The organism is Pantoea sp. F_5 (assembly GCF_008631595.1).
In the GTDB taxonomy this organism is placed as follows: domain Bacteria; phylum Pseudomonadota; class Gammaproteobacteria; order Enterobacterales; family Enterobacteriaceae; genus Pantoea; species Pantoea gossypiicola.
The window spans coordinates 242,315-266,257 of the sequence record NZ_VWUO01000001.1 but is presented as its reverse complement, the minus strand read 5'-3'; the positions used below and the strand labels follow the sequence as shown (position 1 = coordinate 266,257).

Annotated in this window: 23 protein-coding genes and 1 CRISPR repeat array; of the genes, 4 read left to right on the top strand and 19 right to left on the bottom strand. The window is 57.1% G+C overall.

What is annotated here, in order from left to right:
• Positions 1-84: 84 nt before the first annotated feature.
• On the top strand, positions 85-1,509 hold the full coding sequence (locus F3I44_RS01355) for a PLP-dependent aminotransferase family protein (RefSeq protein ID WP_150010594.1): 1,425 nt from the start codon (positions 85-87) through the stop codon (positions 1,507-1,509).
• A gap of 72 nt (positions 1,510-1,581) precedes the next feature.
• Here the strand turns inward: F3I44_RS01355 and fabB are convergent, their stop codons facing one another.
• The gene (gene fabB / locus F3I44_RS01350; protein ID WP_150010596.1) at positions 1,582-2,802 is read right to left on the bottom strand and encodes a beta-ketoacyl-ACP synthase I; all 1,221 of its coding nucleotides are present in this window, start codon (positions 2,800-2,802) and stop codon (positions 1,582-1,584) included.
• A gap of 154 nt (positions 2,803-2,956) precedes the next feature.
• Here fabB and mnmC point away from each other — a divergent pair, with 154 nt between their 5' ends.
• Positions 2,957-4,963, top strand: coding sequence for a bifunctional tRNA (5-methylaminomethyl-2-thiouridine)(34)-methyltransferase MnmD/FAD-dependent 5-carboxymethylaminomethyl-2-thiouridine(34) oxidoreductase MnmC (mnmC, locus tag F3I44_RS01345; RefSeq protein ID WP_150010598.1), 2,007 nt, complete (start codon positions 2,957-2,959; stop codon positions 4,961-4,963).
• Positions 4,964-4,996: 33 nt separating this feature from the next.
• Here mnmC and F3I44_RS01340 read toward each other — a convergent pair whose 3' ends face one another.
• From F3I44_RS01340 to prmB, 6 genes are read right to left on the bottom strand one after another with little or no spacing between them, the layout of a single operon-like run.
• On the bottom strand, positions 4,997-5,281 hold the full coding sequence (locus F3I44_RS01340) for a YfcL family protein (protein WP_003854283.1): 285 nt from the start codon (positions 5,279-5,281) through the stop codon (positions 4,997-4,999).
• 32 nt (positions 5,282-5,313) lie between these two features.
• Positions 5,314-5,859 (bottom strand): elongation factor P hydroxylase, encoded by a 546-nt coding sequence (locus F3I44_RS01335; protein ID WP_150010658.1) that lies wholly within the window; start codon positions 5,857-5,859, stop codon positions 5,314-5,316.
• Positions 5,860-5,878: 19 nt separating this feature from the next.
• A complete protein-coding gene (locus F3I44_RS01330) occupies positions 5,879-6,682 on the bottom strand; it encodes a sulfite exporter TauE/SafE family protein (RefSeq protein ID WP_150010600.1) in 804 nt (267 codons plus the stop codon).
• An 8-nt stretch (positions 6,683-6,690) separates the two neighbouring features.
• Entirely contained in the window at positions 6,691-7,515 is an 825-nt protein-coding gene (mepA, locus tag F3I44_RS01325) for a penicillin-insensitive murein endopeptidase (protein WP_150019224.1), read from the bottom strand.
• A gap of 4 nt (positions 7,516-7,519) precedes the next feature.
• Positions 7,520-8,605: a chorismate synthase gene (gene aroC / locus F3I44_RS01320; protein WP_033783750.1), complete on the bottom strand. Its 1,086-nt coding sequence runs from the start codon at positions 8,603-8,605 to the stop codon at positions 7,520-7,522.
• 45 nt (positions 8,606-8,650) lie between these two features.
• Complete coding sequence (prmB, locus tag F3I44_RS01315) at positions 8,651-9,583, bottom strand: 50S ribosomal protein L3 N(5)-glutamine methyltransferase (protein WP_033783751.1); 933 nt, start codon at positions 9,581-9,583, stop codon at positions 8,651-8,653.
• 159 nt (positions 9,584-9,742) lie between these two features.
• Here prmB and smrB point away from each other — a divergent pair, with 159 nt between their 5' ends.
• On the top strand, positions 9,743-10,291 hold the full coding sequence (gene smrB, locus F3I44_RS01310; RefSeq protein WP_013358610.1) for an endonuclease SmrB: 549 nt from the start codon (positions 9,743-9,745) through the stop codon (positions 10,289-10,291).
• A gap of 29 nt (positions 10,292-10,320) precedes the next feature.
• On the opposite strand, the gene sixA is transcribed toward smrB, so the two are convergent.
• From sixA to F3I44_RS01290, 4 genes are all read right to left on the bottom strand, one after another.
• On the bottom strand, positions 10,321-10,803 hold the full coding sequence (sixA, locus tag F3I44_RS01305) for a phosphohistidine phosphatase SixA (protein ID WP_150010602.1): 483 nt from the start codon (positions 10,801-10,803) through the stop codon (positions 10,321-10,323).
• A gap of 224 nt (positions 10,804-11,027) precedes the next feature.
• On the bottom strand, positions 11,028-13,124 hold the full coding sequence (fadJ, locus tag F3I44_RS01300) for a fatty acid oxidation complex subunit alpha FadJ (RefSeq protein WP_150010604.1): 2,097 nt from the start codon (positions 13,122-13,124) through the stop codon (positions 11,028-11,030).
• Entirely contained in the window at positions 13,124-14,434 is a 1,311-nt protein-coding gene (gene fadI / locus F3I44_RS01295; RefSeq protein ID WP_150010606.1) for an acetyl-CoA C-acyltransferase FadI, read from the bottom strand. Before fadI ends, fadJ begins: the two co-directional genes overlap by 1 nt.
• 158 nt (positions 14,435-14,592) lie before the next feature.
• Positions 14,593-14,889, bottom strand: coding sequence for a YfcZ/YiiS family protein (locus F3I44_RS01290; RefSeq protein ID WP_150010608.1), 297 nt, complete (start codon positions 14,887-14,889; stop codon positions 14,593-14,595).
• A gap of 358 nt (positions 14,890-15,247) precedes the next feature.
• On the opposite strand from F3I44_RS01290, the gene fadL reads away from it, so the two are divergent.
• Positions 15,248-16,531, top strand: coding sequence for a long-chain fatty acid transporter FadL (gene fadL / locus F3I44_RS01285; protein ID WP_150010610.1), 1,284 nt, complete (start codon positions 15,248-15,250; stop codon positions 16,529-16,531).
• 200 nt (positions 16,532-16,731) lie between these two features.
• Positions 16,732-17,004: a CRISPR direct-repeat array (repeat unit 29 nt; unit sequence CGGTTTATCCCCGCTCACGCGGGGAACAC).
• Between the two features lie 359 nt (positions 17,005-17,363).
• Here fadL and mlaA read toward each other — a convergent pair.
• From mlaA to F3I44_RS01245, 8 genes are all read right to left on the bottom strand, one after another.
• Complete coding sequence (gene mlaA / locus F3I44_RS01280; RefSeq protein ID WP_150019223.1) at positions 17,364-18,128, bottom strand: phospholipid-binding lipoprotein MlaA; 765 nt, start codon at positions 18,126-18,128, stop codon at positions 17,364-17,366.
• A gap of 147 nt (positions 18,129-18,275) precedes the next feature.
• Entirely contained in the window at positions 18,276-19,487 is a 1,212-nt protein-coding gene (gene ccmI / locus F3I44_RS01275) for a c-type cytochrome biogenesis protein CcmI (RefSeq protein ID WP_150010614.1), read from the bottom strand.
• Positions 19,487-19,939: a cytochrome c-type biogenesis protein gene (locus F3I44_RS01270; RefSeq protein WP_190285899.1), complete on the bottom strand. Its 453-nt coding sequence runs from the start codon at positions 19,937-19,939 to the stop codon at positions 19,487-19,489. Before F3I44_RS01270 ends, ccmI begins: the two co-directional genes overlap by 1 nt.
• Positions 19,936-20,493: a DsbE family thiol:disulfide interchange protein gene (locus F3I44_RS01265; protein WP_150010616.1), complete on the bottom strand. Its 558-nt coding sequence runs from the start codon at positions 20,491-20,493 to the stop codon at positions 19,936-19,938. The genes F3I44_RS01270 and F3I44_RS01265 overlap by 4 nt, the downstream gene beginning before the upstream one ends.
• Positions 20,490-22,448 carry a heme lyase CcmF/NrfE family subunit gene (locus tag F3I44_RS01260; protein WP_150010618.1) on the bottom strand — a complete coding sequence of 653 codons (1,959 nt, stop codon included), beginning with the start codon at positions 22,446-22,448 and terminating at the stop codon, positions 20,490-20,492. The genes F3I44_RS01265 and F3I44_RS01260 overlap by 4 nt, the downstream gene beginning before the upstream one ends.
• The gene (gene ccmE / locus F3I44_RS01255; RefSeq protein WP_150010620.1) at positions 22,445-22,930 is read right to left on the bottom strand and encodes a cytochrome c maturation protein CcmE; all 486 of its coding nucleotides are present in this window, start codon (positions 22,928-22,930) and stop codon (positions 22,445-22,447) included. Before ccmE ends, F3I44_RS01260 begins: the two co-directional genes overlap by 4 nt.
• Positions 22,927-23,160: a heme exporter protein CcmD gene (gene ccmD, locus F3I44_RS01250; RefSeq protein WP_150010622.1), complete on the bottom strand. Its 234-nt coding sequence runs from the start codon at positions 23,158-23,160 to the stop codon at positions 22,927-22,929. The genes ccmE and ccmD overlap by 4 nt, the downstream gene beginning before the upstream one ends.
• On the bottom strand, positions 23,157-23,897 hold the full coding sequence (locus tag F3I44_RS01245) for a heme ABC transporter permease (RefSeq protein ID WP_150010624.1): 741 nt from the start codon (positions 23,895-23,897) through the stop codon (positions 23,157-23,159). The genes ccmD and F3I44_RS01245 overlap by 4 nt, the downstream gene beginning before the upstream one ends.
• Between the last annotated feature and the right edge of the window lie 46 nt (positions 23,898-23,943).

The window sequence follows — 23,943 nt, the reverse complement described above, 5'->3', positions numbered from 1 at the left end:
GATTCTCCTGTTGTGGTGAAGTCGCAGTTTACGGCAAAGTGGACTGCTTACTGATACCCATTATCCCGCAGGGTTAAGACCCATATGCCTTCACCGTTATTACAACTTTTCCAGCATCAGGCCAGTGGCGGCGTGCGTGAGCGGCTCTGCTCTACCCTGCGGATGGCGATCAACCGGCATCATTTGCACGCTGGTCAGAAGTTACCCTCCAGCCGGCAGCTGGCGCAGGATCTGCAGGTGTCTCGTGTGACGGTGGAAGCCGCCTACGGACAGCTGGAAAGTGAAGGTTACCTGCGACGTGAAACCGGTCGCGGCACCTTTGTCGCGATAATCATCCCTGCCAGTCCCCTGTCAGCACCGATACGGCCTCAGTCTGCCCGTTTTTCGGCGCGAGGTCAGCAGGTGCTGGCAACCGGAGGCTGTCAGGATCCCCCGTTTCCTCACGCCTTTGCCGCCGGTTCCCCGGAGTTACGCGCTTTTCCCCATGACAGCTGGCGACGCCTGAGCAGCAGCGTGCAGCGTTCGCTGGGCTGCGCCGCCATGGGATATGGCGATCCCTGCGGCTACCTGCCGTTACGCAGCGCACTCGCTGATTATCTGGCGCTCTCACGAGGCGTAGCGTGCCAGCCGGAGCAGGTGATCATTCTGACCAGTTCACAACAGGCGCTGCAGTTACTGGCGATGATGTTCGTCGATCCCGGTGATGCGGTATGGATGGAGGAGCCTGGCTATCCTGGCGCACGCAACGCCTTCATGGCCGCAGGCGCACAGGTGCGCGGCATTGAGGTTGACGCTGAAGGTGCTATCCCCGCCAGCGGCAGTGCGAAGCTGATGTATCTGACGCCCTCGCATCATTATCCAACCGGCGTCACGCTCAGCCTGCCGCGGCGTCTGGCGTGGCTCGACTGGGCGCAGCGCAACCAGGGCTGGTTAATCGAAGATGACTACGACAGTGAATTTCATTACGACGAACGGCCTGTTCCTGCGCTGCAGGGGCTGGATCGCCATCAGCGGGTGATCACGCTGGGCACCTTCTCGAAGTCGCTGTTTCCCTCTCTGCGTCTGGCATGGATGGTGGTGCCGCCCGCGCTGATTACGCCCATCGGTCAGGCACGCAGCGTGCTTGATGGGCACAGCGCCCTGCTGCCACAGGCTGTCACGGCCGCCTTCCTGCAACAGGGACATTTCGCCAGCCATCTGCGGCTGATGCGTCAGCTCTATCGCAGCCGTCGCGATCGGTTGCTTGAGCAGATTGAGCAGCGGCTCTCGCCCTGGATGACACCGATTGCCAGCGGCGGTGGGTTACAGATCACAGTGAAAATCAACAAAGATGAGGCGCGCTTAACCGCGCTGGCGGCACAACAGGGTTTGCTGCTGCCACGTCTCAGCCCGCTCTATGCCGGACCTGAGTCTCAGCAAGGCTGGCTGTTGGGCTTTGCTGCGCTGACGCCTGACGAGATTGTGGCAGGATGCGATAAGTTGTTAAGGCTACTGCAGCGGGAGGATTAAACGAGGTCACGCAGAGGGGCTGAAAAACAAAAAGGGCCGGCAAGCCGGCCCTTCAGCGTACTGACGTAATGATTATGCCTGATATTTACGCATGGTCAGGGTGGCGTTGGTGCCGCCAAAACCAAAGCTGTTAGACATCACGGTGGTCAGCTCTTTTTCCATCGGCGCAGTGACGATGTTCATACCGGTTGCGGCAGCATCCAGCGAGGTGATGTTGATGCTTGGCGCAATAAAACCATGCTCCAGCATCAGCAGCGAGTAAATCGCTTCCTGCACGCCAGCGGCACCCAGCGAGTGGCCGGTCATCGCTTTGGTGGCTGAGATGTAAGGCGTGTTATCGCCAAACACTTCACGAATCGCACCCAGCTCTTTCACATCACCGACCGGGGTAGAGGTTCCGTGGCTGTTCAGATAGTCGATTGGCGTATCGACACCGTTCATCGCCATCTTCATGCAGCGCACTGCGCCTTCACCTGATGGTGCAACCATGTCTGCACCGTCAGAGGTCGCACCATAGCCGACGATTTCGGCATAGATGTGTGCACCGCGAGCCAGCGCATGTTCCAGTTCTTCGACAACCACCATGCCACCGCCACCGGCGATAACAAAACCGTCGCGCTCGTTGTCGTACGTGCGTGACGCTTTTTCAGGTGTGTCGTTGTAGCGGGTAGAGAGCGCGCCCATGGCGTCGAACTCACAGGCCATTTCCCAGCACAGCTCTTCGCCGCCACCGGCGAAAACAATATCCTGTTTGCCGAGCTGAATCTGCTCAACGGCATTACCGATACAGTGCGCAGAGGTGGCACAGGCGGAGCTGATCGAGTAGTTTACGCCATGAATTTTAAATGGCGTGGCGAGACAGGCAGAGACACCAGAAGCCATCGCCTTAGTGACCACATAAGGGCCAACCGCTTTCAGGCCGCGTGGGCTGCGCATTGCATCAGCACCAAAGACCTGGAAGCGCGGGGAACCGCCGCCTGAACCTGCAATCAGACCCACACGCGGGTTGCTCTGATACATTTCAGTGGTGAGGCCAGAATCTTTAATCGCTTCTTCCATGGAAAGATAAGCATAGATGGACGCATCACTCATAAAACGCACAACTTTGCGATCGATGAGGCCGGTGGTATCTAATTTAACGTTACCCCAGACGTGACTACGCATGCCGGAATCTTTCATCTCATCAGAAAAGGTGATGCCAGAGCGTCCTTCACGCAGAGATGACAGCACCTCTTGCTGGTTATTACCAATACTGGAAACGATCCCTAAGCCAGTAATCACAGCACGTTTCATTCAATGTTCCTCATCCACTTCTTCTTAATTGGCATGCACTCTAGCGTACACTTGTACGCCGAACAAGTCCGATCAGCTATTTCCTTTTGTAAATTTGCGTCATGTCACTTGGGTCGCTAGAATCGCGCCACTGCCTGAAAAACGAGCCTTTACCGTGAAAATAACCCCGGTTGAACATGCACAGCTAAACTGGAATGAACAGGGTACACCTGTTTCCCGAGCGTTTGGCGACGTTTATTTCTCTAATGACAATGGTCTGGAAGAGACACGCTATGTCTTCCTTGGCGGCAACGGTTTTCCCGGGCGTTTTACAGAGCATCCACGCGATTTGCTGATTGTGGCGGAAAGTGGTTTTGGCACCGGCCTCAACTTTCTGACACTGTGGCAGGCATTCGATGCGTTTCAGCGCGAACAGCCCGATGCCACGTTAAAACGTCTGCATTTCATCAGCTTTGAGAAATTTCCGTTAACCCGTGAAGACCTGGCTGCTGCTCTGCAGCACTGGCCGGAACTGGCACCCTGGGCCGAAGCGCTGCAGGAACAGTGGCCTGCAGCCCTTCCCGGCTGTCAGCGTTTGCTGTTTGACGGAGGACGAATCACGCTCGACCTCTGGCTGGGCGATATCAACCAGCTGATGGGAGATCTGGATGAGAGCCTGAATCGTCAGGTGGATGCCTGGTTCCTGGATGGTTTCGCGCCGTCGAAGAACCCCGATATGTGGACGCCGGCGCTGTTCAGCATGATGGCAAAACTGGCGCGTCCACAAGGGACCTTCGCGACCTTTACCGCCGCAGGTATTGTCCGGCGCGGCCTGCAGCAGGCGGGCTTTGACGTTATTCGCCGCAAAGGATTTGGTCCCAAGCGCGAAATGCTGTGCGGGCCGTTGCAGGATGCACCTCCGTTACCCAGCCCGCAGCCCTGGTATCATCGCCAATCTGCGGAGCAGCGTGATGTTGCCCTGATTGGCGGCGGCGTCGCCAGTGCCACCTTAGCGCTGGCGCTGCTGCGTCGCGGCTGGCGGGTCACCGTTTACTGTGCCGACGAAGCCCCCGCGCTGGGCGCGTCCGGTAATCGTCAGGGCGCGCTCTATCCGCTGCTCAACCAGCACGACCCGGCGCTCGCCACCTTTTTCCCGGCGGCCTTCAGCTTCGCCCGGCGGCTCTACGATCAGTTAACCGTTAACTATGAGCATCACTGGAGTGGTGTGCTGCAACTCGGCTGGGATGAGAAAAGCCGTAAGAAGATTGACCAGATGCTGGCGATGGGCCTGCCTGAATCCATCGCCCGTGGCGTGGATGTCGCAGAGGCGGAGAAACTGGCGAATGTTGACCATGGCTGTAGCGGCATTTTTTACCCGGAAGGTGGCTGGCTCTCACCGGCTGAACTGACCACCGCGCTGCTGGCTTATGGCGAAACCCAGGGATTACGCATTCACTGGCTGCACCGGGTAAACAGCCTTTCACGGGATGATGATCACTGGACGCTGACGTTCAGCGATCGCCCGGCGGTCCGTCATCCGACGGTGGTGCTGGCTAACGGCCATGCGATTGCCGACGTTGCGCAGAGCGCCCCGCTGCCGACCTATCCGGTGGCCGGTCAGGTGAGCCATGTTCCTTCAACTCCGGGCCTCGACGCGCTGCAGACCGTGCTCTGTTACGACGGCTACCTGACGCCCGTCAGCCCGCAGTTTGGCACCCACTGTATCGGTGCCAGCTATCATCGTGGCGAAACCGCAACGGATTACCGGGAAGAGGATCAGCAGGAGAACCGCAGCCGACTACTGGATTGCCTGCCTGACCGTCGCTGGGCAGAAAACGTGGATGTCAGTGACAGAGAGGCGAGAATGGGTGTGCGCTGCGCCACGCGGGATCACCTGCCGATGGTGGGCGGCGTACCGGATTATGACGCTACGCTGGTGCAGTACGCTGATTTACCGGCTCAGCTGGCCGCAAGTCACGATATCGCTGATGCGCCCGATCTGGCGGGCCTGTATCTGTTTGGAGCGCTGGGATCGCGCGGCCTGTGCAGTGCGCCGCTGGCAGCCGAAGTGCTGGCAGCTCAGCTGACGGGCGAACCGCAGCCGCTGGACGTGAGTACGCTGGCAGCGCTTAATCCGAATCGTTTCTGGGTGAGGAAATTACTGAAGGGAAAAGCAGTTTAGTCGATGCTGAGGGCGGCACGCCGCCCTGAAATGTTATGCGGAGAGCTGGCGTGCCTGAACAAACAGGTTGTCCCACATTCCGACCACTAATGCCTGGTCGCGCGGTGAGAGTTCTCCGGCAGCGATAGCATTTTGCAGACTGCGTGAGACCTGGATCTGCAGCGCTTCTGGCGTATGTTCGCCCAGTTGTTCCACTTCGGCCACAGCCAGTGTCAGATGCCCGCGCAGATAACCGCTGGCGAACAGCTCATCGTCACTGGCATGCTCGACCATGTCGTCAATCAGGGCCAGAATACGCGCTTCAAATTCTGCGATCATCTCAATTCCTCTATTAATAATGCCTTCCTGCATCACAGATCGTCCGGCCAGGGAAACTGCGACGCGGTGAGTGAAGGCCTGCCATAAAATTCCGCCAGAGCGGTAATAAAACGCGCGGGACGATCGGGAATGCCCGCCGTCAGATAGCTCATGACCTGAGCATGCACTTTACGCTGGAAGGCAATGCGATCCGGCTCACAATCTCCGTCGAGATTGTCACAACTCACGTTGAAGGGAAAGCCTGCCGCCATACAAAACATCCACTCCAGCGCCTGCGGCTTGACTTCGACCGTTTCAAACTGACTCTGGGTCAGCGCGTCGCGGCCATCCGGGCAGTACCAGTAGCCAAAATCGACCAGTTTGCGGCGTGCTTCACCGGCAATGCACCAGTGAGAGATCTCATGCAGGGCGCTGGCGTAGAAGCCGTGGGCAAATACTACGCGGTTCCACGGCGACTCTGCATCAGCAGGAAGATAGATCGGTTCATCGTCGCCTTTAATCAGGCGTGTCTGAAATTCATCGCTGAAGCAGCGATCAAACAGCATAATCAGCTGTTCATAATGATGGGTCGGGTTCATGACAGTATCGCGTTTCAGGTTACGAATGCAGCGTGGCAAGCCAGGCCATAACGTCGCTGCCATGGCTGTCCCACAGTAATTTAATGCTCATGACGGCAGAGACAATCACCACCATCGGGCGGATCAGTTTCTGTCCGCGACTCAGCACCAGTCGTGCGCCCAGACGCGCGCCGCAGAAGGCACCAAGCATCATGATCAGACCGGTTCCCCACACCACTTTGCCGCCGAACATAAAGAACAGCAGGCTGCCCATGTTTGAGGTGAAGTTGAGCACCTTGGCATGCGCGGTCGCTTTGGCCAGGTTGTAGCCGCAGAGGGTAACGAAAGCCAGCGCATAAAACGAGCCTGCGCCCGGCCCGAAAAATCCATCGTAGAATCCCACTGCCCCGCCGCCCACCAGCGCATAAGGCAGACCGTGCAGCCGGCGCGCCTGATCGACTTCGCCCAGCTTAGGCATCAGCAGGAACCACAGGCCAATCGCGATCAAAAACAGCGGCAGCATCTGGCGCAGAAAATCAGCCTGCAGGCGCTGAATCAGTATCGCGCCCAGAATGGATCCCATCAGCGTCATGGCGATATTCAGCCACTGCTCATTCAGATTGACCGCACCGCGCCGGACAAAATAGAGACTGGCGGAAAACGATCCGCCGACCGATTGCAGTTTATTGGTTGCCAGCGCCTGAGCCGGAGAGAGGCCCGCCGCCAGCAGTGAAGGTACCGTAAGTAATCCTCCGCCACCCGCGATTGAATCAATAAAACCGGCGAGCATGGCGATTAAAAACAGCAGCCCGACCAGCAGCGGGCTGACCACAAACCACTCCATGGAATCCCTTACAGTAGATGTTTATCCAGCAGGGCCTGACAGGCAGGCGGTAACGGTGGCGGCTCACGCTTCACGGGCGCGCCAGAACCCGGCTTTTTCGGCAGGAACCAGCTCTGCAGCTCTGCGCCGCACCCATCGCCCGGAGGCGGTGCGGGCTGATCTTCACAGCCGATACTGCCCGCAGGGCAGCGCAGTCGCACATGCATATGAGCACGATGCGCGAACCACGGTCGCACTTTTCGCAGCCAGTCGCGATCGTTACCCGCATCCGCACAAAGCTGCTTTTTAATCGCCGGATTGACGAAGATGCGTGTAACATCATCGTCTTTTGCGGCCAGTTTAATCAGGCTGTCGATTTCCGGCTGCCAGTGGCGCGCAATGACATTTTTATCGCCCGGCCCAACCAGATCCAGCGGCTGCGGCTTCAGCAGTTGCTGCGCGCTCCAGCGTGTTTTTGGCAGTTGCAGCCAGATATCCACATCCAGCCCGGTCTGGTGACTGGCGTGACCGCTGCTGAAGCGCCCGCCGGCCGCCATGCCCATGTCGCCAATCAGCACGTTACCCAGTTGCAGGTTATGCACCTGGGTGCTGAGCCGCTGAATAAACTGAATCAGATCGGGATGGCCAAAATAGCGCCGCTGATCCTGACGCATCACCTGATAGTGCGGTGAATTGAGCGGCAGTGCCTGCGCGCCGAGAATACAGCCGTTGGCAAAGCCACCAATTGACTGCGGTGCGCCGCTGATCGGCTCCTGAATCTGTTGCCACGGTGTGGCGGCCAGGCTGGAGGCGCTGATCAGCAGCGCACTCAGCGTAAGCAGAATAGCTTTCATGCCATCACCAGCGCGGTACAGAGCTGTTGACGTCACCGTTCTGCGCCCGCTGGCGCAGCAGATGATCCATCAGGACGATCGCCATCATCGCCTCGGCGATCGGCACAGCACGGATCCCGACGCAGGGATCGTGACGGCCTTTGGTGATCATCTCCACCTCTTCGCCGTCGCGGGTAATGGTTTTACCAGGCACGGTGATGCTGGAGGTCGGTTTCATCGCCAGATTGGCGCTGATGGTCTGCCCGCTGCTAATGCCGCCCAGAATGCCGCCGGCGTGGTTGCTCTGAAAACCGTCGTGGCGGATCTCATCACGATGCTGACTGCCGCGCTGGTTAACCACCGCGAAGCCGTCGCCAATTTCGACCCCTTTCACCGCGTTAATGCTCATCAGTGCGTGCGCCAGATCGGCATCCAGACGGTCAAAGACCGGCTCGCCCAGGCCTGGGGGCACGTTATCTGCCATAACCGTGACTTTAGCCCCGATGGAGTCACCCTCTTTTTTCAGGCCGCGCATCAGTTCATCCAGCGCCTCGAGCTTATCGGCATCCGGGCAGAAGAACGGGTTCTGCTCCACGATGCTCCAGTCTTTCAGCTCACAGGCGACATCACCAATCTGTGACAGATAGCCACGTACCACGACACCGTGTTTCATCTGCAGATATTTCTTGGCAATCGCCCCGGCCGCTACGCGCATCGCGGTTTCACGCGCCGATGAGCGGCCGCCGCCACGATAGTCGCGCTGGCCATACTTCTGCTCATAGGTGTAATCAGCATGGCCCGGACGGAAGAGATCTTTGATGGCACCGTAATCCTGCGAGCGCTGATCGGTGTTCTCAATCAGCAGGCCGATCGAGGTGCCGGTGGTCACACCCTCAAAAACACCGGACAAAATTTTCACCTGATCCGGCTCGCGGCGCTGCGTGGTATAGCGCGAAGTACCAGGACGGCGGCGATCGAGGTCATGCTGAATATCTGCTTCAGTCAGCGGGATGCCTGGCGGCACGCCGTCAACGATACAGCCCAGTGCCAGACCGTGGGACTCGCCAAAGGTCGTTACTCGAAAAAATTGCCCGATACTGTTTCCGGCCATGCTGTTTCCTTGTCAGAGTTCGGCGGGCGAGGCTTCGCCCCACTTTTAGTCTTTATAAAAAGAGAAATGGTGTTGTGCGTCGACAATCTGCTGGCGCGTCAGCGTGAAGACGCCGTCACCGCCGTTGTCGAATTCCAGCCAGGTAAAGGGCACATCGGGATATTGCTCGATCATGTGCACCATGCTGTTGCCCACTTCGCAGACCAGTACGCCCTGCTCGCTAAGATAGTCGGGCGCGCAGGCCAGAATGCGGCGAACCAGCTTCAGGCCGTCGCTACCTGCCGCCAGACCAAGCTCCGGTTCGTGGCGATATTCGTTCGGCAGATCGTCCATATCTTCCGCATCAACGTACGGCGGATTGGTGACGATCAGATCATATTTCAGCTGTGGTAGTTCGCGGAACAGGTCAGCACGAATCGGCGTCACCTGGTGGATGAGTCCATGTTCTTCAATGTTCTGTTCGGCTACCGCCAGCGCGCCAGTGGAGATATCCACGGCGTCCACTTCGGCTTCCGGGAAGGCATAGGCGCAGGCAATCGCGATACAGCCGCTGCCGGTGCACATATCCAGAATATGACGCGGCGGTGTGCTGACAAGACCGGCAAAGCGGTTTTCAATCAGCTCGCCAATCGGTGAACGCGGCACCAGCACGCGCTCATCGACAAAGAATTCGTGCCCACAGAACCAGGCCTTATTGGTCAGATAGGCAACCGGAATGCGCTCGTTAACGCGACGGATAACGCGCTCAACGATCAGAAGACGTTCACTGGCGGTGAGACGTGCACTGCGCATATCTTCAGGAATATCCAGCGGCAGCCAGAGTGACGGCAGGACCAGTTGAACGGCTTCGTCCCAGGGATTGTCTGTGCCATGTCCGTACCAGATTCCGGCAGCGGAAAAGCGGCTTACCGCCCAGCGCAGCATGTCCTGAATGGTGTGCAGTTCGTTCACTGCCTCATCGACGAAAATTTTGTCCACGTAGCCCTCCGCAGGCCTTTTGCTAAATCGGCCAGTAGTGTGCCATGAAGCCGGGGAGAATTCAGCGCAGCAAGGTGAAAAAGCTGACATTTAATGACATTAATCGGTAAGGTATCACCTATGCTGTGTAGCAGACTTTTCGTAGATAACTGACCCGTCATGAGTAAAAAAACACCCTTAAGCCCGGATGATCAGGCGCTGTTTCGACAGTTAATGACTGGCACACGTCAGTTAAAACAAGATACTTTCGTGCATAAATTACCGGTTAAAACCCGCGAACTGCCGGTAAAACGTCTGCTTTCGGAGCAGGCAGATAACAGCCATTACTTTTCGGATGAGTTTCAGCCGCTGCTCTCCACCGAAGGGGCAACCCGTTACGTACGCGCCGATGTCAGCCACTTTGAGCTGAAGAAACTGCGTCGTGGCGACTATACGCCGGAGATTTTCCTCGATCTGCATGGCTTAACGCAGCAGCAGGCCAAGCAGGAACTGGGCGCACTGATTGCCGCCTGCCGCCGTGAACATCTGTTCTGCGCCAGCGTTATGACCGGTCATGGAAAGCATATTCTGAAGCAGCAGACGCCGCTGTGGCTGGCCCAGCATCCATGGGTGATGGCTTTTCACCAGGCACCGAAGCTGTTTGGCGGCGACGCCGCGCTGCTGGTTTTAATTGAGATTGAGGAGTGGCAACCGCCTGAGTTGCCCTGACAGGGGCCGGGATGATCGGCCCACAGGCGTCAGATCGCTTTCGCCAGCTTTTTGGGACTGACCTGCCACAGGAGTTTACCGGCATGCTGCGCGGGATCAAATTCCACACAGGCAATAGCGGAAGTGGCAAACATGGGTGGGGCTTCCTGCGGGCACAGTTCAGAGACTAAATACCCCACCAGCGGTAAGTGAGAGATCACCAGCGCCGATTTCACGCCTTCGTTTGCCAGGGTCTGCAGATAGCACCCGACCATTTCCGGATCGCCGCCCGGCGTTAACTCCGGCAGAACATCCTGATTTTCCGGCAGGGGAAAAGCTTCACGCACGGTTGCGAGGGTTTGCTGCGCGCGTAAATAGGGACTCACCAGGACACGCTCAATGTCCGGCGTCTGGCTGTTGAGCCAGCTGGCCATCTGGCGTGATTCATTGCAGCCACATAAGGTTAAAGGCCTGACTGAATCACTGGCTGCTTCCAGAGCCGCATCGCCGTGACGCATGATAAAAACTTGCATAAAGCACCGCTGTTGTTTGTCGACATCGCCCGACGCCTGGCGCCTGACTCTTCACTCTGCGAATGAACGCTGTGTTTTACCCTAATGGCTTCAGTATAGTCAACCGGTTGTTTATTAAATAAGCGCTTCTCAGAATCATGCTGCGCCGCACACTCTGGCGGCGCTTTTCTAAGCCGCTGAATCGGATTGGTTATTCCATTCTCAGCAGAAATGTAAAATTTCGTCTATTCTCTGGCCGCTTCAACCAGCGCTTCGCAGGGCGTAAATCGATCGCCATACTGCTGCGTAAGGCGGGTTAAGCGGTTGACCACCTCCGCCGAACCCAGTTTGTCCATGTAGTGGAACGGTCCCCCCAGGAAAGGCGGAAAGCCGATACCAAACACAGCACCGATATCGCCATCGCGGGCACAGCGAATCACCTGCTCATCAAGGCAGCGGGCGGCCTCATTCAGCATCATCATCATGCAGCGTTCTGCAATCTGCGCTTCACTCTGTCTGGCCTGCGGCGTGACGTTCAGCAACGTATACAGCGAGGTGTCGGGCTTTTTACGCTGCCAGCGCGGCTGGTCATAACGATAAAAGCCTTTGCTGTTTTTACGTCCCTTGCGGCCATCTTTCAGCACCGCGTCAAAAGCGGCGGGCGCGGCAAAGCGTTCACCATAAGCCTGATGCAGGATGGGGCTGATTTTGCTGCCGACATCGATGCCTACCTCATCAAGCAGTTGAATCGGACCCACCGGGAAACCAGCCTTGACCAGCGCCCGATCGATATGATCAATCGGCTCGCCCTCCAGCAGGCAACGCATCGCTTCATTAATATAGGGCGTCAGGATGCGGTTAACATAGAAACCCGGCTTGTCCGCCACTACTATCGGCGTTTTACCCTGACTGCGCGCCAGCGCCATAATCGTTACCACCGTTGCGGTGGAGGTGTTCAGATGGGGAATCACTTCCACCAGCGGCATTTTATCGACCGGGCTGAAGTAGTGCAGCCCGATGACATTCTCCGGACGCTGTGCTTTGGCGGCGATCGCCTCAATCGGCAATGAAGAGGTGTTCGAGGCAAACAGCGTATGCGGCTGACAGTGGGCTTCCACTTCGCTGACCATCTGCTGCTTGAGTGCTAAATCTTCGAATACGGCTTCGATCACCACATCGCGCTGCGAGAACCCCTCGTAATCGATGCCGCCCGTGATACGGGCCATCTGCTGCTGACGCTGTGCCGGAGTGAGCTGGCGTCGTTTGACCTTTTTGCTCAGCAGATCCCAGCTGGTTTTCAGCGCATGGTTAACCCCTTCCAGGCTGATATCTTTGATGCGCACCGGCAACCCGGCGTTGATGGCGGTGACGCTGGCGATGCCACCACCCATCAGACCGCCACCGAGAATCGCGACACGCTTCACCGCAGCGGGCTCCGCCTCACCGCCCCGCTCCTTCTTCATGGCCGTGGTCGCGAAGAAGATTCCGCGCAGCGCCGCAGATTCCGGCGTCATTGCCAGCTCACCGAATGCACGCGCTTCGGCGTCATGTCCGGCCCGGCTGCCCCTCTCCAGCCCGATGCGTACCACTTCAATAATGCGGTTTGCCGCCGGATAGTTACCCTGGGTTTTGGCTGCAGTCTGCCGGGTTGCGAGTGCAAATAGTGCCTGACGGCCCATCGGAGCGTGCAGAAAACGGTCACGCAGCGGCAACGTCCGTCCGCTGACTTTGCCCTTTTTCACCCGTGCGATAGCGGTCTCCAGCAGAATCGCCTGGGGCACCACGTCATCGACCACCCCCAGCCTACGTGCCTGTTTCACCCGCAGCGTTTTGCCGGTCAGAATCAGCGGCAGCGCCTGCTGCACGCCAATTAACTGCGGCAGTCGCTGAGTGCCACCGGAGCCGGGCAGTAAGCCGAGTTGCACTTCCGGTAATCCGAGGCGGGTTTTTTCATCCAGTGAGCAGATGCGCGCATCGCAGGCCAGCGCCAGTTCCAACCCGCCGCCCAGGCAGGCACCATGGATAGCGGCCACTACCGGGAATGGCAGCGCATCAAGCGCAGCCATCACTTCCTGCCCCTGTTTTGCCAGCGCTTCGGCTTCCTGCGCGCTCTGACAGCGATCAATCATGCTGATGTCCGCGCCCGCGATAAAGTTGTCCGCTTTGCCAGAAATCAGCACCAGGCCTGCCAGCTGCGGATCGCGTCGCGCCTCCGCAATGATGGCGGTGATCTGTCCGGCAAATTCTGCTTTCAGGGTGTTCATCTTCTCGCCAGGAACATCGATTGTAATGATGCCAACGTGATCCAGTCGCATCTTCAGGTGAAACGCATTCTGCTCCATTATTCGGCCTCCAGAACCATTGCCGCACCCAGACCGCCCGCCGCACACGCTGTAACCAGTCCTAACCCGCCACCGCGACGGCGTAATTCATTGAGCGTCTGGGTGATCATACGCGCGCCCGTGGCAGCAAAAGGATGACCATAGGCGATTGAACCGCCCAGCACGTTAAAGCGCTCTTCATTCACTTCGCCCAGCGCATGCGGACGATTCAGTACCTCACGGGCAAAGCGCTCGTCGCGAAACAGTTGCAGATTGCTCAGCGTCTGGGCCGCAAACGCTTCGTGCATATCGATTAGCGTCAGATCGGCCAGGGTAATCCCGGCGCGATCCAGCGCCAGCGGGGAGGAGTACGCCGGGCCCAGCAGCATATCCTGCTGTACACCAATCGCGGTAAACGCGTAGCTGCGCAGATAGCCCAGCGGCGTGACACCGAGTTCACGGGCGCGGCCTTCGCGCATCAGAATCACGGCGGCTGCACCGTCGGTGAGTGGCGTGCTGTTGGCCGCCGTGACGCTGCCGTGCTGACGATCAAACGCCGGGCGCAAGCGGGCGTAATCCTCTGCTCTGGCGTTCATGCGGACGTTATTGTCCTGGTCGATAGCGGTTTTCCACGGCGGCACAAAGGCTGCCATCACTTCCTGATTGAGTACCCCGGATTGCCAGGCGCGGGCGGCATGCTGGTGAGAGCGCAGCGCCAGCGCATCCTGTGCCTCACGGGTGATGCCATGACTCTTTGCCATCTGTTCGGCGGTGTCACCCATGCGCAGGCCGGTTGAATACTCGGCCACCGCGGGCGGCACCGGCAGCAGATCGCGCGGACGCAGACGCTTAAGGATGTGCAGTTTTTGCCCAAGGCTGCGGGCTTTATTGAGATCCACCAGCGCGCGGGCCAGGGTTTTACTGACACCTATCGGCAATACTGAAGAGGAGTCTGCACCACCGGCAATGCCCGCAGAAATCGTGCCAGCCAGCAGACTTTCTGCCACATTCGCTACCGCCTGAAAGCTGGTGGCGCAGGCACGGCTGACGCTGTAGGCATCAGTGTGCACATCAAGCCCGCTGCTCAGTACAATTTCACGCGCAATGTTCGGCGCTTCCGGCATCTGCACCACCTGACCAAAGACCAGTTGCTCGATCACCTCAGCTGGCAGTTCACTGCGCGCCATTAATTCACTGACCACCATCCGCCCCAGCTCAATGGCGGGAATGCCATGAAAGCCGGTCGCCTGGCGCAAAAAAGGGGTGCGTAACCCGTGGGTTATTGCGATGCGTTCACCATCACGCGTCAGCAGCGGCTGCGCTTTGCTCATTATTCTCACCTGTGGCTGGGACTGTGGCATCATTGCCTGAAGAGGTCTGACCTGATCAGTGTTAACCACAAGCGGGTGAGCCGCCAATACCGGAAAGGAAAAAGTGCGAAGGAAAACACGAAAATGTAAAACGCCGCATTAACGCGGCGTTATGAGACTTAACGCAAACCGAGCTGAAAAATCATCGTTTCAGCCTGGCAACTGAAAGTAAAATCGATATCCAGCTGCACACCCTGATCCACTTCACTAAAGCGCGACTCAATCACACAGGGTTCCGATTCCACTTCGCGTGCACGTTCGGTGAGGAGCGCTAATTTAGCTTCCGCATCGTCACGCTGAGCAAACCATTCTGACCAGCTGGCGGTGCAATCGGTGTTATCCATTACCGTGCCCACATCAACACAACAGCAGGCTGCTGTTTCGGTCGCACTGCATTTTTTAATGGCATCAGTCATTTCATTCTCCTGACCAGCGATCTGGTGGGTTGAGCGATTTTATGGCCGAAATTTTACCTGCTCGCGTAAAGATGTGCCACGCGCATGGCCCTAAGTGACGAATATCACAATAAAAATTGATCCAGAACAAACTGGAATCGGTATGCTGTGCAGAATCGGGGCAGTTTTGTTATGCAGATCGAATTTTAAGCGATCAATCCTGAAATATTTTAAAAACAATATTGCAACATACACACAGGTCAGACCTATACTCTCCGCACTGGTCTGATATGTGCGTTTTACGTCAGTCCCTACAATCCGCCGTCCTTTGTTACGCGACGTTATAGCGTTAAATAATAATTCACATGAGGTTGTGGTCATGAACCATAAAAACCTGTTTGCAAAGTCAGCCGTGGCGGCTGCAGTGGCGCTTGTCTCTTCACACGTTTACGCAGCTGGATTTCAGTTAAATGAATTCTCTACGATTGGTTTAGGTCGCGCATATTCAGGCGAAGGAGCAATGGGCGATACAGCGGCATCAGCCAGCCGTAACCCGGCGACGATGGCGTTAATGGATCGTCCGGAATTTTCACTCGGTGCGGTTTATATTGCGCCAGACGTCAATATCAGTGGTCGCAGCCCCAGCGGACGCAGCCTGGATGCCAATAATATTGCCCCGAATCAGTGGGTCCCCAATATTCATTATGTTCAGCCCATCAACGATCAGTGGTGGATCGGCGCGTCTGCAACCTCTAATTATGGCTTAGCAACAGAGTTTAATAATGGCTACACCGCGGGGGGTTACGGCGGTAAAACCGATCTGGTAACCGGCAATTTCAATCTCAGCACCGCGTACCGCTTAAATGAGCATTTTAGTTTTGGCGTCGGTTTTGATGCGGTTTATGCCAAAGCCAAAATTGAACGCTATGCCGGTGAGTCAGGCGCAAGACTGGGCGTTCCGGCTGATACGCAGGTTGCCCATCTGAAAGGCGATGAGTGGGGATATGGCTGGAACGCCGGTATCCTGTACGAAGTGGATGAAAATAACCGTTTCGGCTTTACCTATCGTTCAGAAGTGAAAGTCGACTTTGATGGCGATTACAAAAGCAGCCTCTCTTCCCGACTGAATGCAGTGAATAACCCGGAAGTATCAGGTGTACCTTTTGGCACCAATGGCACCACTGTTCCTGGCGCGTTAACCCTGAATCTGCCAGAGATGTGGGAAGTATCGGGCTGGCATAAAGTGGCACCGCAGTGGGCGGTTCACTACAGCATGGCCTACACCAGCTGGAGCCAGTTCCAGGAGCTGAAAGCCACCGGTTCTAATGGCCAGACGCTTTTCTATAAAGATGAAGGCTTCCGTGATGCTTACCGCATTGCACTGGGCACAACCTATTCCTACGACAAAAACTGGACTTTCCGTACCGGTATTGCGTTTGATGACAGCCCGGTACCGGCTGATAAGCGTTCTATCTCTATTCCGGACCAGGATCGTTTATGGCTGAGTGCGGGTACGTCTTACGCCTTTAACGATGATGCCTCAGTCGATTTGGGTATCTCTTATATGCATGGGCAGAAAGTAACGGTGAAAGAAGGTCCTTATACCTTTACCTCTGAAGGCAAGGCCTGGCTCTATGGTGCGAGCTTTAACTACAAGTTCTGATCGAGGGACGGGTTTAAAAAAGGCGACTCTGATGAGTCGCCTTCAGACAGCTGACCAACCTCGACTTTTTTCCCGGCAGGTACGGGAGTTCCAGAAATTCTCACTCTTCGACGTCTTTCTTCACCATGGTTAATCAACGCTCGCATAGCGAAGATTTACCCTCACCTTTCCCGGACTCTTTCATTACAGGTTTATCGCGGCGGTTTATCCCCGCTCGCGTGCGGAACACTCGTTCTGTGTCAATTTCTATTAGCTCTGCGCCGGTTTATCCCCGCTCACGCGGGGAACACCGGGTATCGTCACTCTAGCCTCTCGAATTGTTCGGTTTATCCCCGCTCACGCGGGGAACACTCACTGGTGTTGTTTGTGCTGGCGATCGGCCCCGGTTTATCCCCGCTCACGCGGGGAACACGGGAACTGCGCAAAATAAATCTGCGCAAAAAACGGTTTATCCCCGCTCACGCGGGGAACACTCTAAAATTATCCGACTGATTACAAAGCGTTTTTTCGCACCAGAAAATTCTACCGAATTTTACATCCGGATCTGCCCCTATGAGCCGTTATTCTCAGACACCAAATCTGTCGAAAAAATACTGTTATTCAGGAAGGCAGAAGGTTAATAACAGCCCCAAACAGGAAAGGTCGTTACGAATTAAGTCAGAAGTAAAAGCAGAAGAGAAAAGTTTTCCATAGCATGAACGACGAGAATCGGGCGATCAGGAAGAGCCTGAACCTGAACTCTGTTCTTACCCGGTCTTACAGCAGACCGGGTAAGACGTCAGCAATAAAATCAAAACGACGTATGTGACGCGCCCTTTTAAGGACCGTAACATTACTGCGAATCGATATCCTTCAGGTCATCCTGAATCGCGGCTGCGTTAGGATTATCTTCCGGCTTGAGTTTACCGCCACGCGCCAGGAAGTCGTGCCGCTGGAAGTAGGCGTTACGGATAAAGGCGTACGGATCGCTCTGCTGTTTCAGGATGGCATCAGAATCCAGCAACTGAGCGCGCGTCTCAATACCTTCCAGCGTCCATTTACCAATCGACATTGGCCAGGTCAGCCAGCCGAGGATCGGATAGAGCGTATCAACATAGTCACCGCCATCCTGACGAACCGTGAAGCTGCCGTAAGCAGGCAGTTCAACATAAGGCCCGTAGCCGACGCCATAGTGACCCAGCGTGGTACCGAAACGGTGCGGCTCTTCGCGCGCCAGCTCCGGGTTGGCTTTACCGGCAACGTCAATGAAACCGCCCAGTCCCAGCACGCTGTTCAGGAAGAAACGGGTAAAGTGAATGCCCGCATCACGTCCGTTACCGACCAGAATAGCGTTGACCATACTGGCTGGCTCTTCCAGGTTGCCGAGAAAATTGCTCAGGCCGGTACGCGCCGGGACCGGCACATAATCACGCCATGCCACAGCGACCGGACGAAGCACGTACGGATCCAGCACGTTGTAGTTAAAGTTAAACATCGTGCGGTTAAAGCCTTCAAATGGATCGCTGCGCTGCGCAGGATCGCTATTTGCCGGCTTTGAACTGGCACAACCCACCAGAAGGACGCTGGCGACAGCCAGGCTGGTCAGGCGATAATTCATTCCAATCTCCCTGTGCGGATGAAAAAGGTCAGCCCATCGTTCAGGTCACAGCCCTGTCGTATCGGCTTATCCGATGAGCATAGCTGACTTTGTGCCAGAGGCAGCAGGCAATAGCACGCATCATTTTTAACGTTATCATTTTGACGTTCAGGGTAGCTGCTTATTGATCTCCACCGCGATCGGCTGATGCCCATCCCAGGGTGTCACCGCGCTCAGACCCAGCCAGTCACCTGGCTGCGGATTGGCGCTGCCATCGCGGGAAATCCGCACCCGAACCTCAACCTGATGCTGCGCCGAAAGCAGGCGATCCGGCATCATGGCATTGCTGTCATCCAGCGTCAGCGACAGCGGGAAGTGGCTGAGCGGCATACGCTTAACCGCCACCGGTACCGGTGAATCCCCGTCAGAAACCGAAATATACAACACTCCGTCCTGCGGTAACATTTTTTCTGCCTCTGGGGTCAGCGTCACTGTCAGCGCCAGCTGACGACTCTGCTGCCCGGCATCGCTTCGGGCCTTTTCAATACTGCGGGCGATCATCGCGTGTCGCGAATCACCGGCAGGCAACAGACCCAGCAGAGTCTGCCATGCATCGATAGCCTGATCATACTGTTGCTGACCGTAAGCGTTATACGCCAGCAGGCTCAGCGTCCGCAGATTTTGCGGATCAGCTTTAAGCAAGGATTGCAGCAGCAGTGATGCCTGACGGTTATCCTGCGGATCGGCGGATCTTGTCAGCACCTCTGCATAATCCTGCTTCAGCGCCAGATCGTTGGGGGCCAGCTGTAGTGCATGCTCAAAAGCCTGGCTGGCAATTTCCGCATTATTCAGCACCATGCCGAGCCGTCCCAGCATTGTCCAGTCGGCCAGATTATCCGGTTCGGTTTGCAACGCGGTACGCAATCCGAGCTGTAAACGCGCCAGCTCCTCCATGCTCAGCGGTTTTGCGCCGGGGTCCATCAGACGGGCACGCAGCTCAGGATACGCCTGCTGCACCTGCATCCAGCCGGTGAATTGTGCCAGGCCGCTGGTTTTCAGATAAGTGCCCAGCGAAACCGCAACCAGCACAATCAGGCCTGGCAGCAGAATCCAGCGGCGGCTGCTGTGTGACTGCAGCGTCTGTGCCGGCGGGATATCCGCCAGCAGCGTCTGCTGTAGCTCCCGTTCCATCAGCGGACGCTCAGCAACGACGCCCTGCGCTTCATCCTGCGCCAGCTCCTCTATCCGCTGATGATAGAAACGCTGATTCAGGCGATCGCGATCGCCTGCGCTGGCCTGACGCTGCCGCCAGCCTGCGGCCAGAAACAGCGTGCAGGCCGCCAGCAGTAACAGAAAAAGGGTAATCCAGAATGCACTCATTACGGCTTCCTGTCAGACTTCAGTAGCGCATTAAGACGCTGTTGCTCATCTTCATCCAGCTCACTGCGGGTTTTGCGCTGACGGCTGCGCAGGATGATCACCACACCACCCAGCAGCGCAAACAGCGCCGGACCCGCCCACAGAATCAGGGTTGAAGGCGTGACCGGTGGCGAATAGCTGACGAAGTTGCCGTAGCGCGCCACCATGTAGTCGATAATCTGCTGGCGACTCTGTCCCTGCTTCATCAGCTCATAAACTTTCAGCCGCATGTCGGCGGCAATCATGGCATTCGAGTCGGCGATGCTGTTGTTCTGACATTTCGGACAGCGCAGTGACGCGGTCAGATCGCGGTATTGCTCTTCCTGGGCCTCCGAGTCAAATTGCAGCGTGTCGATGCCTGCCCACAGGTTGATGCTGAACAGCAGGCCGCAGAGCAGTAACAGCATTTTCATGATCCCGCCTCCGCACTGTATTTCATCCACAAGGGTTTCACTTCCTGCTCCCAGACGCGCGCATTGAGATCGCCCGCGTGGCGATAACGGATAATCCCTTTACCATCGATCAGGAAAGTCTCCGGCGCACCATAGACGCCGAGATCCAGCCCCAGCATGCCGTTGCCGTCGTAGAGACTTAGCGCATAGGGATTGCCCAGCGTATTCAGCCAGTTAACCGCCTTCTGACGATCGTCTTTATAGTTCAATCCGACGACACGAATGCCCTGCTCCGCCAGCGTATTCAGATAGTGATGCTCAGCGCGGCAGGTCGGACACCAGGTCGCCCAGACGTTGAGCAATATCGGTTGGCCATCTGTCAGCACGCGCTGATCATACGTTTTGCCCGGCTGATCCAGGGCTTCCAGCCGGAACAGCGGCACCGGTTTGCCAATCAGAGCCGATTCAAGACGGGTCGGATCGTCACCATCGGCATTACGCGTTAGCTGCCACAGCAGCGCGGCCGCCAGCAGCAGAAACAGCATCAGGGGAATAAACAAGATTTTCTTGTTCATGTCCGTGCCTCCGCTTCTGCTTTTTTGCGCGAACGGTAACGGGGATCAAACAGGCAGAACAGCCCGCCCAGCGCCATCAGCGCACCACCGAACCAGATCCAGCGGATAAAGGGTTTGTAGTAGATGCGCACAGCCCAGCCGCCATCCTCCAGCTCTTCGCCCAGCGCCGCGTAGAGATCGCGGCTGAAACCGCCATCAATCGCCGCTTCGGTCATCATGGTACGGGCGGCGGTGTAAAAGCGTTTTTCCGCCTGCAGCGTCGCTTCATGTTTGCCGTTGCGGGTGACGTCAATGATGCCCATGCCGCCGCTGTAGTTAGGTCCCTGCAGATTCTGCACGCCGCGGAAGACAAAGTGATAGTGATGAATATCGACGCTATCACCTGCTCTCATCCGCACGTCGCGTTCCACGCTGTACTGCGTACTGAAGGCAATGCCAATCACCGTCACACCCACACCAAGATGGCCCAGCACCATGCCCCAGTGGCTGCGTGACAGGTGACGTAAACCCACAAAGAACGGATGACGATGGGTGGCGCGCTCATGCAGTTCCAGCAGCGTCAGCACGATAATCCAGAGCGACATCAGCAGACCAACCACAGTCATCGCCGCAATGCGATCCTGCAGCCACCAGGGAACGATCATGGAACAGGCCAGAGTGACAATCAGCGCCAGCCCCAGCCGTTTTGCGAGCTTCTGGGGTTCATCGCGACGCCAGCGCACCAGCGGGCCGATCCCCATCAGCAAAGCAAACGGTGCCATCAGCCAGCTGAACATCGTGTTGAAGAAGGGTTCACCGACCGAGATGCTGCCCAGCCCCAGTTGCTTATGCACCAGCGGCAATAGGGTGCCGAGCAGCACCACCAGCATTGCAGCAATCAGCAGCACGTTATTACCCAGGAGGAACGATTCCCGTGACCAGGTTTCATTCTGAACCCGGCCACGCACCTGCCCGCCTTTAATGGCGTAGAGCAGCAACGAACTGCCGATAACGATGACCAGAAACGCAAGGATGAACATCCCGCGCGCCGGATCGGAGGCAAAAGAATGCACTGACACCAGCACGCCGGATCGTACCAGGAATGTCCCCAGCAGACTCAGCGAAAACGCGGTAATCGCCAGCAGCACGGTCCAGGCTTTAAAGGTGCCGCGCTTTTCGGTGACTGCCAGCGAGTGCATCAGGGCCGTGCCCGCCAGCCACGGCATAAATGAGGCATTTTCAACCGGATCCCAGAACCACCAGCCGCCCCAGCCGAGCTCGTAATAGGCCCACGCAGAACCGAGGACGATACCGATGGTCAGAAAGACCCAGGCCGCGGTGGTCCAGGGACGTGACCACCGCGCCCACGCGGTATCGAGCCGTCCGGCCATCAGTGAGGCGATGGCAAAGGCAAACGCCACCGAAAAGCCGACGTAGCCCATATAGAGCAGCGGCGGATGGAAAATGAGACCGATATCCTGCAGCATCGGATTCAGGTCATGCCCGTCTATCGGAAAGTCCGGCAGCGTGCGGCTAAACGGATTAGAGGTCAGCAGGATAAACAGAAGAAAGCCGAGGTTAATCATTCCCATGACGGCAAGCACGCGGGCCAGTGCATCCTGCGGCATCCCGCGGCTGAAGATCGCCACCGCCAGTGTCCAGGTGCTGAGCAGCAGCACCCACAGCAGCAGTGAACCTTCGTGTGCGCCCCAGGTGGCGGCGATGCGGTAGTAGACCGGCAGCAGGCTGTTGGAGTTCGTGACGACATAGGCAACGGTAAAGTCGTTGCTGATAAAGGCCCAGACCAGCAGCGCAAACGCCGCTGCGATGCAGACAAACAGCCCGCTGGCCAACGGACGCGCCATTGCCATCAGACGGGCATCCTGGCGCACTGCACCCCACAGCGGATAACTGCTCAGCAGCAGCGAAAGCCCCAGCGCCAGGCAGAGCAGAAAGGTACCAATCTCGGGCATCATGGTGATTTATTTCCCGCCTGATAGAGCGATTGCGGGCCGGTGTGATTTTGCTTCATCGCGTCTTCAATCTCCGGCGGCGTGTATTTCTCATCATGTTTCGCCAGCACTTCTTTGGCGATAATCTGGTTGCCCGTCGTCAGCACGCCCTGTGCGACAACGCCCTGCCCTTCCCGGAACAGATCCGGCAGGATGCCTTCAAAACTGACGCTGACCACGCCGCGTGCATCATAAAGTTTGAACGATACCGCCAGCGTATTGGGATCGCGCCGGACGCTGCCGGGCATCACCATGCCACCGACGCGCAGTCGCTGGCCCGCTTCAGGCTTCTCGTGCGCCTCGCCTTTGCCGTAGAGAATTTCACCCGGGGTATAGAACAGATCGATGTTTGAGCGCAGCGCATACATGACCAACGCGGTGGCCAGGCCAAGGCCGAGCAGGATCGCCACTGCCGCATAGAGGCGGTTGCGTCGACGGATATTCACAGTGTCTCTCCTGCCGCATCAGCTACGGCTTTTTTCGTTTTCGCCACCCGGATGCGGCGTTCCCGTGCATCACGCTGGCGGATCTCAGCCAGCAGGCGTCGGCGCAGCAACAGCGTATGCAGCGTCAGGCCGATAAGCGGTAGCAGCGTGCAGGCAACCGCCAGCCAGACGTAAAAGGCGTAACCGCCCATCGCAAAGAAGGCGTGCAAGGAGGTAAATGCCGGGGTCATGCCTGCTCTCCCTGCTTCGCCACATCTAACGCCCAGGGACGATGACGTTCAGTTAACAGGATCAGGTTGCGTAACCGCATCAGGGTCAGCGTGATAAACAGCAGCAGATAACCCAGGATTGCCCAGCGCAGGGGGGTTCGCATCACGGGCGCAATCGCCTGCTGAAGAAGGCCTGACGAGCCCTGATGCAGGGTATTCCACCACTGCACCGAGAAGTGAATGATGGGCAGATTGACCACGCCAACCAGAATCAGAATGCCGGCGGCCCGGCCTGCGGTGCGGCGATCATCAAAAGCATGATAAAGCGCGATAACGCCCATATAGAGGAACAGCAGCACCAGCTCCGACGTCAGACGCGCATCCCAGATCCACCAGGTGCCCCACATCGGCTTGCCCCAGGCAGAACCGGTGACCAGCGCAATAAAGGTAAAAACCGCCCCCACGGGTGCCATGGCGGCAGAGAGCAGATCGGCCATCTTCATCTGCCACACCAGACCAATAAAGGCGGCGATAGCCATTGAGGCATAGATGCCCATCGACCACATCGCGGCGGGTACATGGATATACATGATGCGAAAACTGTCGCCCTGCTGATAGTCGGCAGGAGCAAAACCGAATCCCCAGCCCCAGCCCAGCAGCAATGACGCCAGCCCTGCAACGGCAAACCAGGGCACCAGTCGACCCGAAAATTGATAAAGCCGTTCGGGTCTGGCCAGCTGATGTAACGCTTTCCACATATCAGATGCTCACATTAACGATAAAAGAGTATTGCCGCGTCTTTCA